Consider the following 20,901-nt stretch of genomic DNA (forward strand, 5'->3'; position numbering starts at 1 on the left):
TTTCCCCGCCCGGACGCGGACGCGCCGGATCACTCCGACAGCCGCCGGGCGGCCTCGACGCAGGCGGCCATGGCGCGCCGGGCGTGTTCCGGGGAGGCGCCCGCCATGCCGCAGGCCGGGGTCACCGTCACCAGGTCGCGCCGCCGGTCGGCGGGCAGTCCCAGGCGTTGCCAGAGCCGGTCCACCAGGGCCGCGGCCTCCTTGCCGCCGCCGTCACGGTCGGCCACCGGCGGCACGACGCCGGCGAACAGGGTGACGCCCGCGTCCAGCGCCTCCCCCAACGGGTCGAGCCCGGCGGCGGTGTCCATGTCCACGAGGTCGAGGTCGAGCCCGACACCGGCCGCGCCCGCGTCGCGGAGCAGGCCGACCGGGACTCCGGGGGCGCAGCAGTGCACCACGACCGGGGTCTCGCGGCCGATGACCTCGGCGAGCCGGTCCCGTGCCACGTCGGTGGGCACCGCCGGGTACCGGGACAGGCCGCTCTCGGTCGGGACGGTCCCCGCCAGGACGGCGGGCAGCGACGGTTCGTCGAGTTGCAGGACCCACCGTGCCCGGGGAAGCCGGGCGGCGAGTTCGGCCAGGTGCAGGGACAGGCCCTCCGACAGCGACGCCGTCAGGTCCGCGACCGCGCCGGGGTCGCGCAGCATCGGCCCGCCGATCTGCCGGTGGAGTGAGGTGGCGAGGGTCCACGGACCGGTCGCGGCGACCTTCACGGGCCCGTCGTGGTCGGCCACCAGGTCGGTGAGGGCGTCGAGGTCACGGGCCAGCAGGTCGCGGGCGCGGCGCAGGTCCATTCCGGGCCGGGACGCGATCTGCCAGCGCCCGGCGTACAACTGGACCGGGAGGTCGACGAGCAGGGCCGCGCCTCGGCCGATCAGGTCGGCGCCGGGGCCGCGAGCGGGAAGTTCGGGCAGGTGTGGGAAGTCCGGCAGTTCGCCCCACACCGTGCGTACCGCCTCGGCGGCGTCCGTACCGGGCAACGAGCCGACGCCGGTGGCGACACCGGTGGGCACGTGGGATTCGGGCATGTCGGTTCTCCCCTGTCGTGGACTGCCGTGGTGTGGCCCGGGGCCACGGCTCACATCATCGCGGACGCCCGTCCGGCGTCGTCACACCAGGCTGGGCCTGCGGGTCTCGGTGTGGTCGATGGTCGCGCTGGCCAGGACGACGTCGCCGTCCGCGTCGGGGCGGTACACGACCATGGCCTGCCCGGCGGCGACGCCCTTTGCGGGGCGGTGCAGTCGCGCGGTGAGCCGGTCGGCGTCCCAGGTGAGCGTGGCGGGGTGGCATTCACCGTGTGCCCGCAACTGGACCTGGCATTCCAACGGCATGGAATCCGGTTCGGCGCCGAGCCACACCGGGCGCTCACCGTGGACCACGTCGACGTCCAGTGCCTCGCGCGGCCCAACCGTCACCCGGTTGTCGACCGGGGTGATCGACAACACGTACCGAGGCCGGCCGTCCGGGGCGGGGCGGTTCAGGCCCAGGCCGTGGCGTTGTCCCACGGTGTACTGGTGACTCCCGGTGTGGGTGCCGACCACCTCGCCGGAGTCGGCGTCCACTATGTCGCCCGGCGTGTTGCCGAGGCGGCTGTTGAGGAATCCGCGGGTGTCGCCGTCGGCGATGAAGCAGATGTCGTGGCTGTCGGGCTTGTCGGCGACCGACAGTCCCCGGCGGGCCGCCTCGGCGCGTACCTCCTCCTTGGTGATGTCACCGAGCGGGAAGATCGCCCGCGACAACTGCGCGGAGTTGAGGACCGCGAGGACGTAGGACTGGTCCTTGCCGGGGTCCACCGAACGGCGCAGGACACCGTCGGCGAGCCGGGCGTGGTGACCGGTCACGACGGCGTCGAAACCCAGGGCCACGGCCCGGTCGAGCACCGCCGCGAACTTGATCTTCTCGTTGCAGCGCAGGCACGGGTTGGGGGTGCGGCCGGCCGCGTACTCGGCGACGAAGTCCTCCACGACGTCCTCGCGGAACCGTTCGGCCATGTCCCAGATGTAGAAGGGGATGCCGATGACGTCGGCGGCGCGCCGGGCGTCCCGGGAGTCCTCCAGAGTGCAGCAGCCACGGGCCCCCGACCGGAAGGTCTGCGGGTTGGACGACAGCGCCAGGTGGACGCCGGTCACGTCGTGTCCGGCCTCCACGGCACGCGCGGCGGCCACGGCCGAGTCCACGCCGCCGGACATGGCGGCCAATACTCGCAAAGTCACCGAACCAGCCTACCGGCCCGCCGTCTCGCGGACACCTGATAACCCGTGGCCTGTGAGGTGACCGGCATCGCCGCGCCACCCGTGGTCGAGGGCGACCGCCAACCGGCGCAGCCAACTCCGCCGGTCGCCCTGGACGGCGGGATACTCCTCGACGAAGTTCGCCCAGTCCACGTCCCACTGAAGCACGGAGCGGGGCGTGAAGTCGGCGGCCGAGTCACCCAGTTCGCGGGCGAGCACGCCGCGGACCAGATCGGGGCCGGCCGTGGTGTGTTCGGCGAGCAGCACGGCGTCGTACAGGTCCTTGCCCTGTGGATGCATGTCGGTCTCCAGCCACAACAGTTTCCACGCCAGGGACAGCGGCGCGGTGGCGGCGAGCATCGGCCGGTCCACACCCGGGATCTCCAGCGGCTCCGGCGGCACCGGAAGCGGCTCCCTGAACACGAAGTCCGCCTGCACGGCGATCTCGGGCAATCCCTCCGGGCGGAACGGGAACACCATTCGTCTGCCGGAGGCGCGTTCGTAGGCCCAGATCTCCTCGACGGCGACGTCGCCGACCACCGTGCCGGGGCCCGGGTCGCGCCGCACCAGGGCCGTCAGATCGTCGAGGAAGCCGGCGTCCTCGACCAGGAGGGTGTCCGGCACGACGACGAAGTCCAGGTCACCCGGTTCGCGGGCGGCGTTCCCGAGCCAGGCGCTGAGTGTGACGCTGCCACGCAACACCACCGTCTCCGACCACGGTGACGCGGCGATCAGACCGAGCAGGTGCTTCATGAGGGCGCGCCGGGTGGAACGCCAGGCGGTCTCCGTGGCGCTGTCGGTGAACACCGGTTCACCGTGCCGGTACGCCCTGGAAAGGTGCAGCAGCGCAGGATCGAACACGCCGCGATACGTGACCCCGGGGGCGTTCACCGGCCGGTAGGTCGCCGGGTACCCCGGAGTACCGGCGGGGGCGGTGCGCGCCTGGTCTTCATAGGCGCGATGGCGTTCGGTGTAACCGTCGGCATCCGTCTCGGCGGGGTCGTGAATCCAGCCGTCGTCGAGCCTCAGCTTGGAGTCGACGACGACGTACTCCTCCTCGACCTCCAGGATGTCGTGCCCGGTCCCGCGCAGCGTCTCGATCAAGGCGGCGAGCCGGCCGCGGGCGGTCTCCTGCCCGACCCGGTGGCAGCGCTGGGTGACGAAACGTTCGTGGCCACCGTCGTCGCGATGCCGGCGGGCGTTGTGCGACAGGTGGGCGTGATGCGGCGTGACGAGATCCGCCAACGCGATCAGCCGGGACACCGAGTCGTCCGGCAGCAGCAGTTTCACGTGGTGCTCGAAGTAGCGTTCCGGCGGGTCGTCGGCGGCCTCGGCTTCGGTGACGGGGACGCCCGCGTTCCACGGCGCGGCCTCGATCTTGACCCGATCGAGGTGTAGGTTCTCCGCCGCGGCCTTCGCGGACCACTCGCGGGCGCGTTCCTCGACCTGTCGCAGCGTCCCGGAACCGGTGAAGGTCACCATCTCCTGCCGTGGCCGTTCACCGCGTTCCAGTCTGATGTCGACGTATTTGAGGCCGTGACGGGCCGCGAAACCGGCGACGCCGTCCACTCCTCGGCCCCACAGGGTGATGTGGACGTCGAAGTCGCCCTGATAGTCGGTCACGGTGGGACAGCCTGCCATGCGGGCGCAACCGTTGCGCGGCGGTGGTTCGACGGGTCAGGACAGGCCGGCCGCGCGGGCGCGTTCCACGGCCGCGGGGAGTGCGGCGATCAGGGCGTCCACGTCCTCCCGGGTGGAGGTGTGACCGAGTGTGAAACGCAGGGACGACCGGGCGTGCGGCACCGACGCGCCCATCGCCAGCAGCACGTGTGACGGCTGCGCGACCCCCGCCGAGCAGGCCGACCCGGTGGCGCATTCGACTCCGGCGGCGTCCAGCAGCATCAGCAGGGCGTCGCCTTCGCAGCCGGGGAACGAGAAGTGCGCGTTGCCGGGCAGCCGGTCGGTCTCGGCGCCGTTGAGGACGGCGTCGGGGACGGCCTCGCGGACCCGCGCGATCAGTTCGTCCCGCAGCGAGGTCAACCGCGCGGCGGTGGCGTCACGGTGGTCGACGGCTTCGGCGACCGCCGCCGCCAGTGCGGCGATCCCCGCCACGTCGAGGGTGCCGGAGCGGATCTCGCGTTCCTGGCCGCCACCGTGCGACAGCGGGACCACGGCCGCGTCGCGACGCAACAGCAGTGCGCCGACCCCCACCGGTCCGCCGAGCTTGTGGCCGGTGAGCGACAGGGCGGTCAGTGCCGTGTCGGAGAAGCGGACGGGCAGTTGGCCGACGGCCTGTACGGCGTCGGAGTGGGAGGGCACACCGGCCTCCGCGGCGAGCCGCGCGGCCTCGGCGACCGGGTTGACGGTGCCGACCTCGTTGTTCGCCCACATGAGAGTGAGGAGGGCGACGTCGTCGGATTCGGCGAGGGCGTCGCGGACCCGGTCGGCCTCGACGCGGCCCTCGGCATCGGACGCGAGCCAGCCGATCTGGGCTCCCTCGTGCTGGGCGAGCCAGCGGACCACGTCGAGGACGGCGTGGTGCTCGGCCTCGCTGACCAGGATGCGGCGGCGTGCGGGGGCCGCGTCCCGCCGGGCCCAGAACACGCCCTTTATGGCCAGGTTGTTGCTCTCGGTGCCACCGGAGGTGAACACCACCTCACTGGGAGCCGCGCCGAGCCGGTCGGCGACCAGTTCCCGGGACTCCTCGACGCTGCGGCGGGCGGCGCGTCCGGCCGAGTGCAGGGACGAGGCGTTGCCTCCGATGTCGGCGGCCTTGAGGTACGCCTCCCGGGCCGCCGCAGTCATCGGGGTGGTGGCCGCGTGGTCGAGGTAGCTCATCGGGCGACGACGCCTCGGGCATGACGGGCAGTGAGCACCACATCGTCATTCATGCGCCCACCCTATGCCGCGGTTCCGGATGGGCGGGAATCGGGCACGCCGCGCGCCCGGCGGTGACCGATCTGGACCGGTAAACGCTCTCTCGACCTGCGCGGCCTTCCATATCTTGCCTACAGCCACGAGCCACGCCAGGATGTTCACATGGCAATGAATTCAGTGGAATCCGGCTCCGCGGTCACTGATCCCGCGGTTGCCACCGCATTGGCGCAGGGCCCGTTCCACGTGGCTCTGCGCGCCGCCATCACCGCGCGCGGCCTGGGCCTGGACCGGCTTCGGCACCGGCTGCTCGCGAGGGATCTCCAGGTCTCGACCACAAGTCTGAGTTACTGGCAGCACGGCCGTACCCGGCCCGAACACCCCAAGTCCATCGAAGCCGTGGCGGCTCTTGAGGAGATCCTCAATCTGCCGCCCGGAAGTCTGCGAAGCCTCCTGGGGCCTCGCCGTGCCCGGGGGCCACGCAGTCTCCGGGTGAAGCAACGCCGTCCCGAGGCCGTCATCGGCGGGGGTTCGGCGATGCGTGAACTGTGTGACCGGCTCCCCATGGCGCGGGAGCACAATCTCGACATCCTGACCCAGCAGGTGACCGCCACGATCGACCGGGAGGGCCGCGACGCGGGCCACGACGTGTCGATGCTGGTGCGTGCCCGGCGGGACGGCGTCGACCGGCACATCGCGCTGTTCCGGGGGGATCCGGGCTGCGACATCGAGAAGGTGAAGGTGACCGCCTGGCGGGACTGCATGATCGGGCAGGTGGTGCGGCACCCCACCGAGCCGATGCTGTTGGCGGAGGTGACGTTCGGCACCACTCTGGGGCAGGGGGAGACGCATCTGCTGGAGTTCGCCGTCACCGACGGCACCAGTGAGCCCGCCACCTGTTACGGGCAGGGTTTCCGGTATCCGGTCGGTCATTACACGTTGCAGGTCAGGTTCGATCCGGCGTTGTTGCCGCAGCGGGTCTTCCGGTTCGCGCAGTCGCGTCTGGACACCGAGCTCCAGGAGACCGGGGACATCCAGTTGAACCGGTGGCTCACCGCCCAGTTGTCGCAGTCGAACGTGCAGCCCGGCGCGTTGGGCATCGGTTGGCGGTGGTGACGGCGTGGCGCACCGGTTCCCGGTGCGCCACGGTCGATCAGCGGCGGAACCGGGTGACGAGCCGCCAGGTGCCCGGCAGCAGCGCCGCCGCGATGAGCACCTTGATGGCGTCGGTGATCAGGAACGGCACGACGCCGACGGCGAGGCCCTCGGTCCAGCTCATGCCGGTGTTGAGCACCAGGTACGGCACACCGAAGGCGTAGATGGCGAGGTTGCCGGCGATCATGATGCCGGCGGTCCGCAGGACGGTGCGGTCGCCGCCGCGCTTGGCGATCTCACCGACGAGGGCCGCCGCGGCGATGTATCCGACGATGTAGCCGAGCGAGACGATGCCGACTCCGGATTCGGCCTCGGCGAACCAGGGCATGCCGGCGGCACCGGCCGCCAGGTAGAGGCCCATGCTCAGGATGCCCCGGATCGGTCCGAGGGCGGCGCCGACCAGCAGCACGGTCAGGGTGCTCAGCGCGAACGGGACCGGGGAGATCGCGGGGATCGGGACGGCCACCTGGGCCGAGACGCCGACGAGGGCGGCACCCGCGCCGACCAGGATCGCGTCGCGGGCCCAGACTCCCAGCCGGGCGGCGGGGATGAGGTCGGCGAGCACCTGCCGGGGCGCGACGGCCGCGGAATGGGTGGTCATAGGGAAATCCTCCAAATCTTTTTAGGAGAACCCCACAAATAGGGGTGCGGCAGAGAATCTACCGCACCCCTGATCACAGTGGTAGCCCGCGCACCCGTGTCATCGCGGACGGTTCACGCGCGGCGCTTCTTGATCTCCTCGCCGGCCTGCGGCAGCACCTTGAAGAGGTCGCCGACGACACCGAAGTCGGCGATCTCGAAGATCGGCGCGCCGTCGTCCTTGTTGACCGCCACGATGGTCTTGGAGGTCTGCATCCCCGCGCGGTGCTGGATGGCACCGGAGATGCCCGCGGCCACGTAGAGCTGCGGCGAGACGGTGGAACCGGTCTGACCCACCTGGAACTTGTGCGGGTAGAATCCGGCGTCGGTCGCGGCCCGGGAGGCGCCCACGGCACCGCCCAGCAGGTCCGCGAACTCCTCCACGACGGAGAACTGCTCGGCGGAACCGACACCACGGCCACCGGATACGACCACCGAAGCCTCGGTGAGTTCCGGCCGGTCGCCCTTGGCCTCGGTGACCCGGTCGGAGACCGTCACGAGCTTGGCGGCGTCGGACACCGCCACCTCCACCGCGACCCGTTCGCCCGCGGCGGGTGCCGGTTCGGGGGTCAGCGAGTTCGGTTTCACGGTCACCAGCGGCACGCCGCGGGTCACCTGGGACTTGACGACGATGCCGCCCGCGAAGATCGACTGGGTGGCGGTGCCGTCGGCCTCCAGTCCGACGACGTCGGTGAGCAGGCCGTTGTCGAGGCTCACCGCCACGCGCGCCGCGATCTCCTTGCCCTCCTGGGTGCTGGGGAGCAGGACGGCGGCGGGCCGGTGCTGCCCGATCAGGGCGGCCAGCACCTCGGCCTTGGGAGCCACCAGGTACGCGTCGAGGGCGTCGTCCTCGCCGACGTAGATCTTGGCGGCGCCGTACTCGGACAGCTTGTCCGCGATGGCGTCGGCGGTGCCCGGGGCACCCAGGACGACCGCGGAGACCTCTCCGAGGCCGCGCGCCATGGTCAGCATTTCGTAGGTGAGCTTGTTGGCCGCGCCGGCGACAACGAATACTTCAGCCATGTCTGTCTATTCCTCCGCTACACGAACTTCTGGGACGCCAGGTACTCGGCCAGGGCGACGCCGCCTTCGCCCTCGTCGGTGATGCGCTGGCCGGCGCTGCGCGGCGGCCGCGGTTCGGCCTGCACCACCTTGCTGGTGGCGCCCGCCGCACCGACGGTGTCGGGGGCCAGGCCCAGGTCCGACAGGCTCAGGGTGGTCACCGGCTTGCGCTTGGCGGCCATGATCCCCTTGAGCGAGGGGTAGCGCGGAGTGTTCATCGAGTCCCACACCGACACCACGGCGGGCGTGGAGGCGGTCAGCGTCTCGTGCCCGTCCTCGGTCTGACGTTCCACGGTCAGCTTCTGGCCGTCCACGGTGAGCTTGCGGGCACCGGTCATCGCGGCGACACCGAGCCGGGCGCCCAGCATCTGCGCCATGCCTCCGACCGCGCCGTCGGTGGATTCGGTGGCGCACAGCACCAGGTCGTACTCCAATGTGCCCAGCGCCGCCGCCAGCACGGCGGAGGTCGTCACCGCGCAGGAACCGGCGATGGCGTCGTCCTGCACGTGGACGGCCTTGTCCGGTCCCATCGACAGTGCCTTGCGGATGGTCTCGACGGCGTGGTCGGGACCGACGGTCAGCACGGTGACCTCGTCGGCCTGCCCGGCGTCCGCCAGAGCCATGGCCGCTTCGATGGCGTTCTCGTCCAGTTCACTGATCACGTTGGACGCCGACGCGCGGTCGACGGTGAAATCGGAGCTCAGGTGCCGCTCCAGCCCCGAATCGGGTACCTGCTTGACAAGGACAACGATCTTCATCTAGGTCTCGGGGTTCCGGTCTGGGACTCGGCTCCCCTGCCTCCAATCTCAGAGAGTGTCTGGTGTCGCGGTCGATCACTGGTCACGCCGTGGCCGTCCGCTCGGTTCGGGGCGGCGACGCGCGTGGCCATCCCACGACCATCCCGTCACGGGCACACGGGCGGCCCACCACTTGATGACCGAGACCACCGTAGGCGGTCGCCGGGAGCCCTCGGGCGGCGCCGGGAGACCCGCGTGGGCGGTCACCGCGGCGTGCGCCGGTCGAGACCACGTCATCCCCGCCTCCTCGTGCCTCACGTCGTGACCGTGACCCGGCCGTCCTCCGTGGTCGTGGAGCACCGGATCGGGTCACACCATTCTCAACGAACCTACGGCCCCGTCCTCCCGCCGCGGGGTGAATCGCGTCTCGTACGGCCGCCACGGCGAATACTACCCTGACAAGTTACCGGCGGGTAACCAGGCGGTTCCCCGGTTCCGGTCGTCCCGACGCCACCGGTGGGGTACCGACGCCACGTGACCGGACTCACCGCCACATCGTCCTGGGCGCCGGGGCCGCCCGTATCCTTGAGTGGTGCCGCATGAATCCCGCCGGGCGACCATCGCACTCATCGGCATCGACGGAGCCGGGAAGACGACACAGGCCACCCGGCTGGCCGAATGGCTCACCACGCTCGGCCACCCGGTCCGCTACCGGCTGGCCGCCAGCGGGCGGCGCGTCCTCGGCAACGCCGCGCGGCACCTGGGCCGACGGGACTCCGTCGCCCTACTCGGGCCGCGCATGGCGCTGCGCGCCGAGACCTGGCTGCGACACGCCAACCTGGTCGCCGCCCGCAACGCCCCCATCCTCGTCGCGGACCGCTACGACGTCTGCCAGTACGCGCGGACCAGGATGCTCTACCCCGCCATGGAACCGTGGGTCCGGCGGCGGCTGAGCCCCCACCCCGACCCCGACGTGACGTTGTTCCTGGAGATACCCCCGGAGGTCGCCCACCTGCGGGTCAAGGAACGGGGCATCGACCACGAGACCGTCGACGAACTGATCGCCCTCGACGCCGCCTACCGGTCGCTACCCGAAGCCGGTGAGTACGTGTTCGTCGACGCCAACCGGGAACCCGACACCGTCAGCGGCGACATCCGTGCCGAGGTGCGGTCGGCGTTGCCCGGTCTGTTCCCCGGCAGGGCATTATTGAGCCATGGGCCGCTTCGTCGTCATCGTCGCGTTGGCATATCTGGCATCCCTCATCGCCGCGGTCGCCGACTGCCTCGGAGGTGAGCACCCGCCACGTCGCCTCACCCGCGGACTGTGGGTACTGATCATCGTGCTGTTGCCGATCGGCGGCGCGATCGCCTGGTTCACCGCCGGCCGCCATCGCGGCCGCCCCGCCGGGCCGGCCCGGCCCGCCAGGGCCACCGGCCCCGACGACGACCCCGACTTCCTCAACGACCTCCACCGCCGGTTGCGAGAGGACCGCGACGAACGCTGAGGGCACCGGCCCGGCCACCCGGTTCCCACGGCCGAAGGCCGCCACCGAACCGACGCCGCCGTGACCGGAAGGGCGCGGCGACACTCCCGGCACCGTCCCGAACCGGTGCCGCCACCGTGGGACTGCGACAATCGCGGCCGTGCGTATCTTGATGCTCTCCTGGGAATACCCGCCGGTGCTGGTCGGCGGACTGGGCCGCCACGTGCACGCGCTGGCCACCGCCCTGGCCGCCGCCGGGCACACCGTGACGGTGGCCACCAGGCACGGCCACCACGCCGACGGCAGCCCGGCCGCGATGGACGAGACCGTCGACGGGGTACGGATCGTGCGGGCGCCGCAGGATCCGCCGCTGTTCGACTTCCATCAGGACACCCTGCTCCCGTGGACACTGGCCTTCAACCACGCGTTGACCAGGACCGCACTGCGTGCGGCCAAGACCCAGGACTTCGACGTCGTGCACGCCCACGACTGGCTCGTCACACATGCCGCCGTGACGCTCAAACACCACCTCGAACTGCCCCTGGTGGCGACGCTGCACTCGACGGAGGCCGGCCGTCACCAGGGCTGGTTGCCCGACGACACCTCGCGCGCCATCCACTCGCTGGAGTGGTGGCTCACCTACGAGGCGCGACGTGTCCTCACCTGCTCGGCGTACATGCGCGACGAGGTGGACGCGCTCTTCGACCTGCCCGCCGACAAGACCGAGGTCGTGCCCAACGGCGTCGACGTCTCGGCGTTCGCGTCACCCGACCCGGCCAGGGTCGCCGCGACCCGCAGCGGCTTCGGTGGCGGCCCCATCGTCCTGCACGCCGGCCGCCTCGTCCACGAGAAGGGCGTCCAGGACCTGCTCGACGCCGCACCGTCACTCGCCGCCGCGCACCCCGGCCTGCGGGTCCTCATCGCCGGCGAGGGACCGTGGGAGACCGAACTGCGGGAACGGGCCGCCCGGCTCGGACTGGGCGACACGGTGAGGTTCCTCGGTTTCGTGTCGGGGGAGAACCTGCCGGTCCTGCTCGCCGCGGCGGACTGCTTCACCATCCCCAGCCGGTACGAGCCGTTCGGGATGGTGGCCCTGGAGGCGGTGGCGGCGGGAACCGTCGTGGTCGCCGCCGCCAGTGGCGGGCTCGCGGAGTTCATCATCGACTCGGAGACCGGCATGACCCACCGGCCGGGCGACCCGGCCGCCCTCGCGGCGGCGGTGTCACGGGTGCTCACCGAACCCGCGCTCGCGGCGCGGTTGCGCGCTCAGGCGACCGAGATGATCGACCGGCACTTCACCTGGGGACCGATCGCGACGCAGACGGTCGCGGCGTACCGTACCGCCGCCGACGGGGAACGCGACATGTCGGCACGGCTGATCGCCGAGGAACTGCGCGTGGTCATCCCCGAGGGAAATCTCTTCAGCCGCGACCGCCGCTGACCCGTACCGGGCCAGGGCATGAGAGAACCCGCCGGGTGTACACCCGGCGGGTTCTCGTCGTCTGGTCGCGGACGCGCCGTTCCGGTCGCCGGGTGTAGCCCGGTGACCGTGCGTCACACCGCGGTGTGAGCCGTTGGGCTCCGCCGCGGTATGAGCTATTCGGCTCCGCCGCCGAATGCCCCCGCGTCCACCAGGCGCTTGGTGGTGTCGGCCCAGCCCTGGTCGGGGAAGGCGTCGGCGAAGGCGTCGAGCTCGACGCGGATCTTCTCGCCGTGGCCGGCCTCGGCCAGCGACTTGATCTCGGCGGTGAATGCCTCCGAGTCGGTGGCGGCGTGCACGGTCTTGCCCGTGGTCAGGTTGCGGATGTAGGCGTGCTTGCCCTTGTTGAGCGGGATCAGGTACTTGAACTCACCCAGGACGCTCAGGCCACCGCCCTGGCCGGCCTGCCCGGCGCGAACCGACGCCCGCGCGGTCTTCGAGGTGTTGTTTGCCATTGCCGGCACTCCTCACCATTGGATTGGAAAACGAATGGTTTGCTCGCCGAAAGCGGCGGGAACCACTCGGCGGGACGTCATAACGGCCGGTGCGCAGACCGGCCTCCGACCACCATACCCGACGCCGTTTCGCCGCCCGCCGGTAGCCGAACGGCCATTTTCGGCGGTCCGGGCGCGACGCGGGCGGCGTGACCAGCGCCGCGCCACCGGGTGTGACTCCGCCGACACGGTTCCGGGAGGCGACCTATAACATGCCGTTGTACAGCCACTTCGCCGCATTCGCGTCGGAGGCGGTCGCCGTCTGCCGCCGTCACGCCTGCGGAACCGTTACGACCCGCACGGAAGTCCCTAGAAAATTTATCCCACAAACCCCTAGCGCCACACCGCCAACGGCAGCCATCATTGTTGTCAGATTCGCGCAACGTGGTGCGATACCTGGCCGAGAAGTGACGATCGCGTTCGGATTGGAACCCGGATCACCATCGCGGTCGCCACTCGTTTGACGCAATGAGTTTGGGGAAGGCGCATTACGCCAAAACTGCCAGGAGGTTCGACGTGCCAACGCGAGGCGTTATATACGTGCACTCAAGCCCACCGGCAGTGTGCCCACACGTCGAGTGGGCGCTCGGTCGTGTCCTTGACGCCCCCGTCGATCTCGACTGGTCGGTGCAACCGGCCTCCCCCGCCGCCTGGCGTGCCGACTGCGCGTGGGTCGGTCCTCCCGGCACCGGTGGACGCATCGCGGCCGCCCTCCAGAAGTGGCAGATGCTTCGCTTCGAGGTGACGGAGGACCCCAGCCCCGGGGTGGACGGCGAGCGGATCATGTTCGTGCCCGGCCGTGGCGTGTACCGCGCGGCGACGAGCGCGAACGGGGATCTGATGATCGCCGAGGACCGCATCCGGGCACTGCTGGCCACCTGCCGCGACCCGGACAGCCTGCGGCACGGCCTGAACAGGTTGTTGGGTACCGAGTGGGACGCCGAACTCGAACCGTACCGGCATTACGGCGAGGACGCGGGACAGAACTGGCTGTCACAGGTGAGCTGAGGCCCTGAGCCCGGCCGGCGCGTGCGACCCCACGCGCCGGCCACACCCACACCGGACGTTTCCGGTTTCCCGACCGCACCGGCATACTGGTAACGACCGACCGCCGAACCCATTGCCGACGAGGATGTCCACGATGTCCCACACACCCGTGCCCGGTGATCTTCCACTGTGGCCCGGCACCGCCGAGGAGGCCGAACGGGCCCGAAAGGCCGCCGAGGCCAAGCGTCGCGCCGAGTTGGCCGCCAAGAAGGCCGCCGCCGAGGAGGCCGCGCGCCGTAAGGCGGCCGCGGAGGAGGCGGCCCGTCGCAAGGCCGCGGAGCAGGCGGAGCGGGAACGCCGCGCCGCGGCCGCACAGGCGGCACCGCCGCCGGCGGCGGCGACCGGGGTGGCGACTCCGGGCGTGGCCCTCACCGATGAGCAACTCGCCGCCCAGCACGCGGCGATACAGCGGATCATCGCCGAGCAGGCCGCGATCCTCGCGCAGCAGATGGCCGCCCAGCAGCAGCAACCACCGGCGGCACCCGCCGCCCCTGCGCCCGCCGTACCTCCGCCCGCCGCGTCGGCGTCGGTGTCGGCCGCCTCCACCCGCCTGACGTCCGGCGTCCAGTCGGACCCGGCGCCGCCACCACCGCCACCACCGCCGGTCAAGGCCCCACCATCGGCGTCCACGCCACCGTCGAAACCGAAGGCGGCACCCGGCCCGGCGAAGAAGACGGTTCCCAGGCCGCCGGTCTCGGCGGACGGCGAGCCGATGCCGCTGTATCCGGAACGTCCCGCGCCGCCGGCGCCAGACCCGCACATGCCGCTGTACCCGGCTCCCGGTACGTCGGCGCCACCGCCTCCGCCGCCGGTCCCGGCCGGTTTCTCCCTGCCACCGGGAAGCACCCCGGCGCCGCCGCCCCCGCCACCCGCCGGCGCGTATCCGGCCGTTCCACCACCGCCCGGCCAGCCTCAGCCGGTCCCGCCGGGGCAGTGGGGTGAGCCGGCTCCCGACCACTCGGTGGGGCAACGGATGGGTCACGGCGCGAAGCGGCTCTCGGGGAAGATGCTCGCGGCGACGGGCAGGTTCATCCAGCGGGCGGGCGACCGCCTGAAGGAGCACCGTGAGCAACAGGACCAGCAGGCACCGGACGGGCCGCCGCCTCCTCCCGGTTACGGGCCGCCGCCGGGATACGGGCCGCCGCCCCCGCCGCCACCCGGTTACGGCCCACCGCCGCCTCCGCCGCCGGGACGTCGCTGAACGCCGACAGGCCGCCGGGAACCGGTTCCCGGGCGGCCTGTCGGTAGCGGTCCCCGCTAGTCGATGAGGTCGACGAGGCCGCTGTCGAGGTCGTAACGTGCGCCGACCACCGTCGCGCCCTCGCATTCACCGCTTTCGACGAGTTGCCGCACGACGGAACGCACCTGGAGGCGCATCGCGGTCGCCTGCGGCCGTTCCGGGTCGTGCCCCCACGCCTCGGTCGCGACGGGCCGCAGACGCTCCACCAGGTAACCGCCGGGGGCGTCGCCGGCGTCCGGGCGGCAGGCCTCGACCGCCAACTCGATGGCGCCGCAGCGTTCGTGCCCCAGGACCATCACCAGCGGTACCGACAGTTCCTTGACCGCGAAGCCCAGCGAGGCGACGGAGGCCGGGTCCGGTACCTGGCCGGCGGTCCTCACGACGATCAACTGGCCGAAGTCGCAGTCGAATATGGTCTCGGCGGGAACCCGCGAGTCCACACAGGTGAATACCGCGGCGGCCGGGTGCTGCTCCGTGGCGGTCGCCCGCGCGGCGGCGATGTCGCGCGGGTATTTCGGTTTGCCCGCGGCGAACCGGCGGTTGCCGTCGAGTAGTTCCCGCAGCGGGCCGAGATGGGCCTGGGTCTCCGTGGTCTGCGAACGAGTCGTCGTCATGTTGCCGCCAATCCTCGGTTGCGTGTCCGGGCCACCGCCCCGTCGCGGCGACCGTCCGGTTGTGCGCCGCCGCCTGCCCGATACGCGGTGACGTGTCCGCACGCGGAGCCGCGCTCGTCACGCCTCCGGCATCGGGGCCGGAGGCGTGACGACTATATCCGTTCCGTAATCGGTCCATCACTCGAATATCGGGCCCTGGGTGCGGGTCCGCTTGATCTCGTAGAAGCCCGGCGTGCCCGCCACCAGGAGCGTGCCGTCCCACAGACGTCCGGCGGCCTCGCCCTTGGGAGCGGGGGTGACCACCGGGCCGAAGAAGGCGATCGGTTCGCCGTCCGCGCCGGGCACGGCGATGACCGGCGTGCCGACCTCCTGGCCGACGAGTCCGATACCCGCCTCGTGGGATTCACGGATCGCGTCGTCGAACTCGGTGGAGTCGCCCGCGTCGGCGAGGTCGGTCGGCAGGCCGACCTCCGCGAGCGCGGACTCGAACACCTCCCGGGTGTGCCCCTGGCCCTGGTTGTGGAAACGGGTGCCGAGCGCGGTGTACAGCGGACCGACCACCTCGTCACCGTGGGCGGCACGGGCCGCGGCGACGATCCGCACCGGACGCCACCATTCCCCGGAGGCGACCCTTTCGCGGTAGAAGTCGGGAAGCTCGTCCAACTTGTCCTGATTGAGCACCTGGAGGCTCATGATGTTCCAGTCGATCTCGACGTCGCGGATCCTGGTGACCTCGATCATCCAGCGGGAGGTCATCCACGCCCACGGGCAGATCGGGTCGAACCAGAACCGCGCCGTCGTCTTCTGCTGTGTCATGCCCTGGAGCATATTCAGCGGCGGGACGTCCTCCGCACGCGACGGCGGCGGGGCAATCGCCGTCACAGCGATCACAGCGGACACACCGGAAACCGGGACCGTGACACCGGAGCCGTCCCGGGATCCCAGACCACGCCAAGGTTTCCGATATGTCACCCGGAGTGACGAACAGGTGATTGACTGTCGACATGTCCATCGAGATGAGCGCCGACCCGCGTCGCCGGGCCGCCCGGTGGACACATCACGGCGCGGACCAGCTCACCGCCTGGCGCATGAAGGGTTCCTGCGCCCGGATGCTCACCGCCCGCGCCTTCTGCCCCCGGCATCACCGTTACTGCAACACGCCCACCTTCTACTCCGCGTGACGCCCTGACAGGTCCGGCCCGTCCGGACGACCGCCCGGCACGACCGAAGGTGACGACGACCGTCACCGGTTCCCACGTCGGCTCTTCAGCCGCCCTGCCACCGGCCTTCCAGTCAGGAGACGAGACCACATGCACACGACACTCAGCCGCCTTCGGGCACTCCTACCCCACCACAGCGACCTGATGGACGTCCGCGAGGCGCCGCGCCAGGATCTGCTCGCCGGACTCACGGTCGCGATCGTGGCCCTGCCGCTGGCACTCGGGTTCGGGGCGGCGGCGGGGTTGAACCCGGCGGCCGGACTGGTCACCGCGATCGTCGCGGGTGTGCTCGGGGCCGTCTTCGGCGGGTCGCGGCTCAGCGTGTCGGGGCCGACCGGTGCCGTCACCGTCGTGCTGATCCCGGTCGTGGCGGCCCACGGGCCACCGGGCGTGTTCATGCTGGCGCTGCTCACCGGCGGTGTCCTGTTGGCGATGGCGCTCCTGCGGGCGGGACGGTTCGTGCGGTTCGTCCCCGTTCCGGTGATCGAGGGATTCACCGTGGGCATCGCGGTCGTCATCTTCCTCCAGCAGGTACCCGCCGCGTTGGGCATCGACGGGGAGGGCTCCCACGTGGTGCCCGCGGCGTGGTCGGCGGTGGTGGGTTTCGCGTCGAACCCCGGTTGGATCGACCCGGCGATGGCGGTGGGTGTCGCCGGAGTGATGCTGCTGGGTGCGCGATGGCGTCCGGCCGTCCCGTTCTCACTGCTGGCGGTGGCCGCCGCGACGGTCGCGGAGTTCGCCGGTGGTTTCGACGTCGCGCTGATCGGGGAGCTTCCCAAGACACTGCCCGCCCCCAGTACCGACTTCTTCGACGCCTCACTGGTACCGGCGCTCCTGGCTCCGGCCGCCGCCGTGGCGGCGTTGGTGACCCTGGAGAGCCTGCTGGGCGCGACGGTCGCCGACCGGATGTCGGGCACCTCCCGTCGCCACTCCCCCGACCGGGAGCTGTTCGGTCAGGGGATCGCGAACCTGTCGTGTTCCCTGTTCGGCGGGATGCCGGCGTCGGCGGCGATCACCCGCACGGTGGTCAACGTCCGTTCGGGCGCGCGTTCTCGTATGGCGGCAGCCTGGCACGCCGTCATGCTCGCGGCGTTCATGCTCGCGGCGGCGCCGCTGGTCGGCCACGTCCCGTTGTCCGCGCTGGCCGGGGTCCTGCTGGCCACGACGGTGAAGATGGTGGACTCCCGGTCGTTGGCGGCGGTGGCACGGGCGACACGCGCCGACGGCGCGGTCTTGATCGTGACGATCGTGGCCACCGTCGCCCTGGATCTGGTGTGGGGTGTGGTGATCGGCCTTGCGGTGGCGGGGGCGATCGCCCTGGTCAAGCTGGCGGCCTCGCTGCGCCTGCACGTGGAGGCGCCGGACGCCCATCACGATCACCACGACGAGCGGGCGGGCCGGATGGCGGAACACATCGCGGTGTTCCACCTCCACGGCCCGTTGTTCTTCGCCGCGCGCAAGGACGCGCTGCTGGAGTCGTGCGAGGGCCGCACCCTCAGCGTGGTCGTCCTTCACCTGCAGAACGTGACCACGATGGACGCCTCCGGCGCCCTGGCGTTGTGCGACTTCGTGGACGACCTGGCGCGTCGCGGCGTGTCGGTGTACATGTCGGGCGTCCGCACCGACCAGCACGACACCCTGACGGTGCTGGGTGTGCTGGAGAAGGTCTGCACCGGCGACCACCTGCACGGGGACGTGGACCAGGCCGTCGCGGCGGCCCGCAGGCGGCTCCGTCAGACCGGCGTGTTGTAAGAGGCCGTCTTCACACCCGCTGTTCTACTGCGCCACGACCGAGGTGCAAAGACGGCCTTTGAGAGGCCGTCTCACCCCACCGCCGCGCGCAACGCCCGGACCGTCGCCGCCGGATCAGGTGCCCGCATGATCACCCCCATGACCGCCACACCGTGGGCACCCGCGTGGCGGGCGCGCTCGGCACGTTCCGGTGTCTCGATGCCGCCGAGCGCGTAGACCGGCAGGAGCGTCGACCGGCACGCGGCCGCCAGTCCCACCACTCCGGTCGCCGGGCCGTATCCGGGTTTCGACGTGCTGGCGTGGACGGGCGAGAACGTCAGGTAGTCGACGTCGCCCGGCGGCGGGTCTCCGGCGTGCGCGGACCGGCCCACCACGCGGGGCCGGGGCGTGGGCACCGGGCGGTGAACGGACAGGTGGCACGCCTCGACCGGCCACCGCGGGTCGGCGACCAGGACCTCGCATCCGCTACCGGCCAGGGCTTCCGTGATGTGTCCGGTGAGGTCCCGGCGTTCCGCCACCGGTAGGTGTTTCTCCCGCACGACCACGCCGAACGGACCACCGCCGGCCGCCGCCGCCAGTTGCGTCACGAGGGGGCGCGGCGACTGTGCCATGTCGGTGAGGATCAGCAACCGGTGCCCGGGAAGCGCCATGGCACCAACGTATTCCGACGTCGCCCGGCCCGTCGTCCCGGACTGCTCATGACCGGCCACTGTTCGTTAACGTTTCGATATCGCCTGTGCGCAGATGTTGCGTACGCCACGCCGGACTGCCAAACTCCACCAGATGGGAGCTGTGGAGCACATCGTCGCGCTGCGACGTGAAGGCGCGTTGCTCGCCGAGGTTGCCGACGAGGTCGGTCTCTCCGCGCCCGTGCCGACATGCCCCGGTTGGACCGTCCGAGACCTCTTGTGGCACACCGGAACCGTACACCGGTGGGCCAAGACCATAGTAGAGGAGCGACGCACGGGCGAGCCCGGTGCCGCCGAGCTGAGTCGTATCGCCGGCCCGATCCCCGATCCCGAACTGCTCGTCGAGTGGTACCGGGAGAGTCACCGACAGCTCGTGCGGGTGCTCGCCGACGCCGACCCGGCGCTGGAGTGCTGGCACTTCCTACGCGCCACCTCGCCGCTGGAGTTCTGGGCGCGGCGGCAGGCCCACGAGGCGGCGATCCACCGCGTCGACGCCGAGAGCGCCAGAGGCGACGAGATCTCACCGGTCGGCGACCTGTTCGCCGCCGACGGGATAGACGAACTCCTCAACGGCTTCCACAGCCGTTCCCGCAGCCGGGTCCGTTCGGCCACCGAACGGGTGCTGCGGCTGCACGCCACCGACCACCCGACCGGCGGCGACTGGTACCTGTTGATCTCCCCCGACCCCCCGGTCTGCAGCAACACCCCGCCCGCGCACGTCGACTGCACCCTGACCGGCCCGGTGGAACTGCTCTACCTGGCGCTGTGGAACCGCTGCCGGGTCGACGACCTCACCGTCAGCGGCGACGCCTCGGTGTTGAAGCTGTGGCAGGAGACCTCCGCGATCGAGTGGGACTGAGTCCCGGCTCGGGCGGTCCCCGAACCACCCGGACACGTGCCGGAGCCGGGGTCATCCCCCATACCGCCCCACCGGCCACTACTGGAACACCCCTCACCAAAGACAGGTGCGCGCCACCACTTTCGGACGATGTCCGGGATGCGGCGATGTTCTACTGTCGTGGGCGTGAAGGAACTCGAACACGCGATCATGATCTACCTCGAAGGGATCATGGCCTCGCCGTGGATTTACGTGGCCGTCTTCGGCATCGCCTTCCTCGACGGCTTCTTCCCGGTCGTGCCGGGTGAGACGTCGGTGATCGCGGCGGGTACCGCCGCGGCGGCGTTCGGAAACCCGAACATCGGCCTGATCATCGGCTTCGCCGCCTTGGGGGCCTTCTGCGGGGACCACGTGTCGTACGCCATCGGACGATTCGGCTTCTCCCGGTTGTCCAAGCCCGGGACACGCCGCAAGGCGGCGTTCGACTGGGCGCACAAGGCGTTGCTCGAACGCGGCGGGCTGGTCCTGATCATCGCCAGGTACATCCCGGGTGGCCGCACCGCCATCACCATCACCTGCGGCGCGGTGCGTTACCCGTTGCGGAAGTTCTCGTTCTTCGACGGGATCGCGGCCCTGTCGTGGGGCGTCTACTCGGCGATGATCGGTTTCTTCGCCGGGAAGATCTTCCAGGACCGGCCACTGCTGGCCCTGCTCATCGGGTTCGCCATCGCGATGACGGTCGCGGGTGTGGTGGAGCTGGTGCGGTACCTGGGCAAGCGCCGCAACCGGAAGACGGCGGAGGCGGTCGAGGCCGTCGAGACGGTGGTCGCCGCCGACGTCCCGCCGGAGAACCGGCCGGGCTCGGGACCGCACACGATGCACAGCGTGGCGCTGCCGACCACCGGGACGGTCACACCCGGACAGGGCACCATCGGGAAGTGACGACGACGTGGAGGGGCCGGGCGTGACTGAACTGGTCCCTGATAGTTGGACCGGTTATTGAAGGTTAGGTCGCGAGGGTCTGGGCCCGGTACTCGACCGGGCTCAGACCCTCTAGTCGTGTGTGGATTCTTTCGGTGTTGTACCAGGTGATGTATTCCTTGACGGCGGTGATGAGCTGGTCAGGGGTGTGTGGGCGTTCATGCTGGAAGATCTCGGATTTCAGGTGGCCGAAGAAGTTCTCGACTACGGCGTTGTCGAGGCAGTTGCCGCGGCGTGACATCGACTGGACCAAGCCGGCCTCGTTCAGGAGCCGACGCCAGTAGGGGTGTCGGTACTGGAAGCCCTGGTCGGTGTGAACCAGGGGGTGAGCACCTCGCGGGAGGGTGGCAATCGCTGATCGCAA

Annotated in this window: 22 protein-coding genes; 10 read left to right on the top strand and 12 right to left on the bottom strand. The window is 70.9% G+C overall.

Translation table 11 applies throughout. The features are described from left to right. Window positions 1–29 precede the first annotated feature (29 nt). The 4 genes from LX16_RS23550 to LX16_RS23565 form a co-directional block, all read right to left on the bottom strand. Window positions 30–1,028: a uroporphyrinogen decarboxylase/cobalamine-independent methonine synthase family protein gene (locus LX16_RS23550; protein WP_147143494.1), complete on the bottom strand. Its 999-nt coding sequence runs from the start codon at window positions 1,026–1,028 to the stop codon at window positions 30–32. Window positions 1,029–1,109: 81 nt separating this feature from the next. Next, window positions 1,110–2,207: a tRNA 2-thiouridine(34) synthase MnmA gene (gene mnmA / locus LX16_RS23555; RefSeq protein ID WP_147143631.1), complete on the bottom strand. Its 1,098-nt coding sequence runs from the start codon at window positions 2,205–2,207 to the stop codon at window positions 1,110–1,112. 15 nt (window positions 2,208–2,222) lie between these two features. Continuing rightward, the gene (locus LX16_RS23560) at window positions 2,223–3,854 is read right to left on the bottom strand and encodes a nucleotidyl transferase AbiEii/AbiGii toxin family protein (protein WP_147143497.1); all 1,632 of its coding nucleotides are present in this window, start codon (window positions 3,852–3,854) and stop codon (window positions 2,223–2,225) included. 54 nt (window positions 3,855–3,908) lie between these two features. Beyond that, window positions 3,909–5,069: a cysteine desulfurase family protein gene (locus LX16_RS23565; RefSeq protein ID WP_147143501.1), complete on the bottom strand. Its 1,161-nt coding sequence runs from the start codon at window positions 5,067–5,069 to the stop codon at window positions 3,909–3,911. A 201-nt stretch (window positions 5,070–5,270) separates the two neighbouring features. Here LX16_RS23565 and LX16_RS23570 point away from each other — a divergent pair, with 201 nt between their 5' ends. Next, entirely contained in the window at window positions 5,271–6,221 is a 951-nt protein-coding gene (locus LX16_RS23570) for a helix-turn-helix domain-containing protein (protein ID WP_147143505.1), read from the top strand. Between the two features lie 37 nt (window positions 6,222–6,258). Here the strand turns inward: LX16_RS23570 and LX16_RS23575 are convergent, their stop codons facing one another. From LX16_RS23575 to LX16_RS23585, 3 genes are all read right to left on the bottom strand, one after another. Then, window positions 6,259–6,861, bottom strand: a complete 603-nt coding sequence (locus LX16_RS23575) for a biotin transporter BioY (protein WP_147143507.1) — start codon at window positions 6,859–6,861, stop codon at window positions 6,259–6,261. Window positions 6,862–6,974: 113 nt separating this feature from the next. Continuing rightward, a complete protein-coding gene (locus tag LX16_RS23580; protein ID WP_147143510.1) occupies window positions 6,975–7,922 on the bottom strand; it encodes an electron transfer flavoprotein subunit alpha/FixB family protein in 948 nt (315 codons plus the stop codon). Between the two features lie 17 nt (window positions 7,923–7,939). Further along, window positions 7,940–8,719, bottom strand: coding sequence for an electron transfer flavoprotein subunit beta/FixA family protein (locus LX16_RS23585; protein ID WP_147143513.1), 780 nt, complete (start codon window positions 8,717–8,719; stop codon window positions 7,940–7,942). Between the two features lie 571 nt (window positions 8,720–9,290). Here LX16_RS23585 and LX16_RS23590 point away from each other — a divergent pair. The 3 genes from LX16_RS23590 (at window position 9,291) to LX16_RS23600 (ending at window position 11,623) form a co-directional block, all read left to right on the top strand. Further along, entirely contained in the window at window positions 9,291–9,992 is a 702-nt protein-coding gene (locus tag LX16_RS23590; protein ID WP_158645713.1) for a dTMP kinase, read from the top strand. Beyond that, window positions 9,940–10,203: a PLD nuclease N-terminal domain-containing protein gene (locus tag LX16_RS23595; RefSeq protein WP_158645714.1), complete on the top strand. Its 264-nt coding sequence runs from the start codon at window positions 9,940–9,942 to the stop codon at window positions 10,201–10,203. Before LX16_RS23590 ends, LX16_RS23595 begins: the two co-directional genes overlap by 53 nt. Window positions 10,204–10,342: 139 nt before the next feature. After that, window positions 10,343–11,623: a glycosyltransferase family 4 protein gene (locus LX16_RS23600; RefSeq protein ID WP_244615954.1), complete on the top strand. Its 1,281-nt coding sequence runs from the start codon at window positions 10,343–10,345 to the stop codon at window positions 11,621–11,623. 155 nt (window positions 11,624–11,778) lie between these two features. On the opposite strand, the gene LX16_RS23605 is transcribed toward LX16_RS23600, so the two are convergent. Then, window positions 11,779–12,117 (bottom strand): hypothetical protein, encoded by a 339-nt coding sequence (locus LX16_RS23605; protein ID WP_147143519.1) that lies wholly within the window; start codon window positions 12,115–12,117, stop codon window positions 11,779–11,781. A 555-nt stretch (window positions 12,118–12,672) separates the two neighbouring features. On the opposite strand from LX16_RS23605, the gene LX16_RS23610 reads away from it, so the two are divergent. Continuing rightward, a complete protein-coding gene (locus tag LX16_RS23610) occupies window positions 12,673–13,164 on the top strand; it encodes a DUF3145 family protein (RefSeq protein ID WP_147143576.1) in 492 nt (163 codons plus the stop codon). 133 nt (window positions 13,165–13,297) lie between these two features. Next, the gene (locus tag LX16_RS26780; protein ID WP_158645715.1) at window positions 13,298–14,404 is read left to right on the top strand and encodes a hypothetical protein; all 1,107 of its coding nucleotides are present in this window, start codon (window positions 13,298–13,300) and stop codon (window positions 14,402–14,404) included. Between the two features lie 56 nt (window positions 14,405–14,460). On the opposite strand, the gene LX16_RS23615 is transcribed toward LX16_RS26780, so the two are convergent. Both LX16_RS23615 and LX16_RS23620 read right to left on the bottom strand, forming a co-directional pair. Next, a complete protein-coding gene (locus tag LX16_RS23615) occupies window positions 14,461–15,057 on the bottom strand; it encodes a carbonic anhydrase (RefSeq protein WP_147143579.1) in 597 nt (198 codons plus the stop codon). A gap of 177 nt (window positions 15,058–15,234) precedes the next feature. Next, entirely contained in the window at window positions 15,235–15,885 is a 651-nt protein-coding gene (locus LX16_RS23620; RefSeq protein WP_147143637.1) for a mycothiol-dependent nitroreductase Rv2466c family protein, read from the bottom strand. Window positions 15,886–16,061: 176 nt separating this feature from the next. Between LX16_RS23620 and LX16_RS26785 the strand changes: the two genes are divergently transcribed. Beyond that, complete coding sequence (locus LX16_RS26785) at window positions 16,062–16,238, top strand: hypothetical protein (RefSeq protein WP_158645716.1); 177 nt, start codon at window positions 16,062–16,064, stop codon at window positions 16,236–16,238. A gap of 129 nt (window positions 16,239–16,367) precedes the next feature. Continuing rightward, a complete protein-coding gene (locus LX16_RS23625; protein WP_147143582.1) occupies window positions 16,368–18,029 on the top strand; it encodes a SulP family inorganic anion transporter in 1,662 nt (553 codons plus the stop codon). 71 nt (window positions 18,030–18,100) lie between these two features. On the opposite strand, the gene LX16_RS23630 is transcribed toward LX16_RS23625, so the two are convergent. Beyond that, window positions 18,101–18,679, bottom strand: a complete 579-nt coding sequence (locus tag LX16_RS23630; protein ID WP_147143585.1) for a thiamine phosphate synthase — start codon at window positions 18,677–18,679, stop codon at window positions 18,101–18,103. A gap of 133 nt (window positions 18,680–18,812) precedes the next feature. Between LX16_RS23630 and LX16_RS23635 the strand changes: the two genes are divergently transcribed. Both LX16_RS23635 and LX16_RS23640 read left to right on the top strand, forming a co-directional pair. Continuing rightward, a complete protein-coding gene (locus LX16_RS23635) occupies window positions 18,813–19,577 on the top strand; it encodes a maleylpyruvate isomerase family mycothiol-dependent enzyme (RefSeq protein WP_147143588.1) in 765 nt (254 codons plus the stop codon). 165 nt (window positions 19,578–19,742) lie between these two features. After that, the gene (locus LX16_RS23640; protein ID WP_244615956.1) at window positions 19,743–20,498 is read left to right on the top strand and encodes a DedA family protein; all 756 of its coding nucleotides are present in this window, start codon (window positions 19,743–19,745) and stop codon (window positions 20,496–20,498) included. A gap of 64 nt (window positions 20,499–20,562) precedes the next feature. On the opposite strand, the gene LX16_RS23645 is transcribed toward LX16_RS23640, so the two are convergent. Beyond that, window positions 20,563–20,901 (bottom strand): IS3 family transposase (locus LX16_RS23645; protein ID WP_147143594.1); only part of this gene is annotated, 339 nt, incomplete at its 5' end.

It is taken from the genome of Stackebrandtia albiflava, from assembly GCF_007994225.1.
Classification (GTDB): Bacteria; Actinomycetota; Actinomycetes; order Mycobacteriales; family Micromonosporaceae; genus Stackebrandtia; species Stackebrandtia albiflava.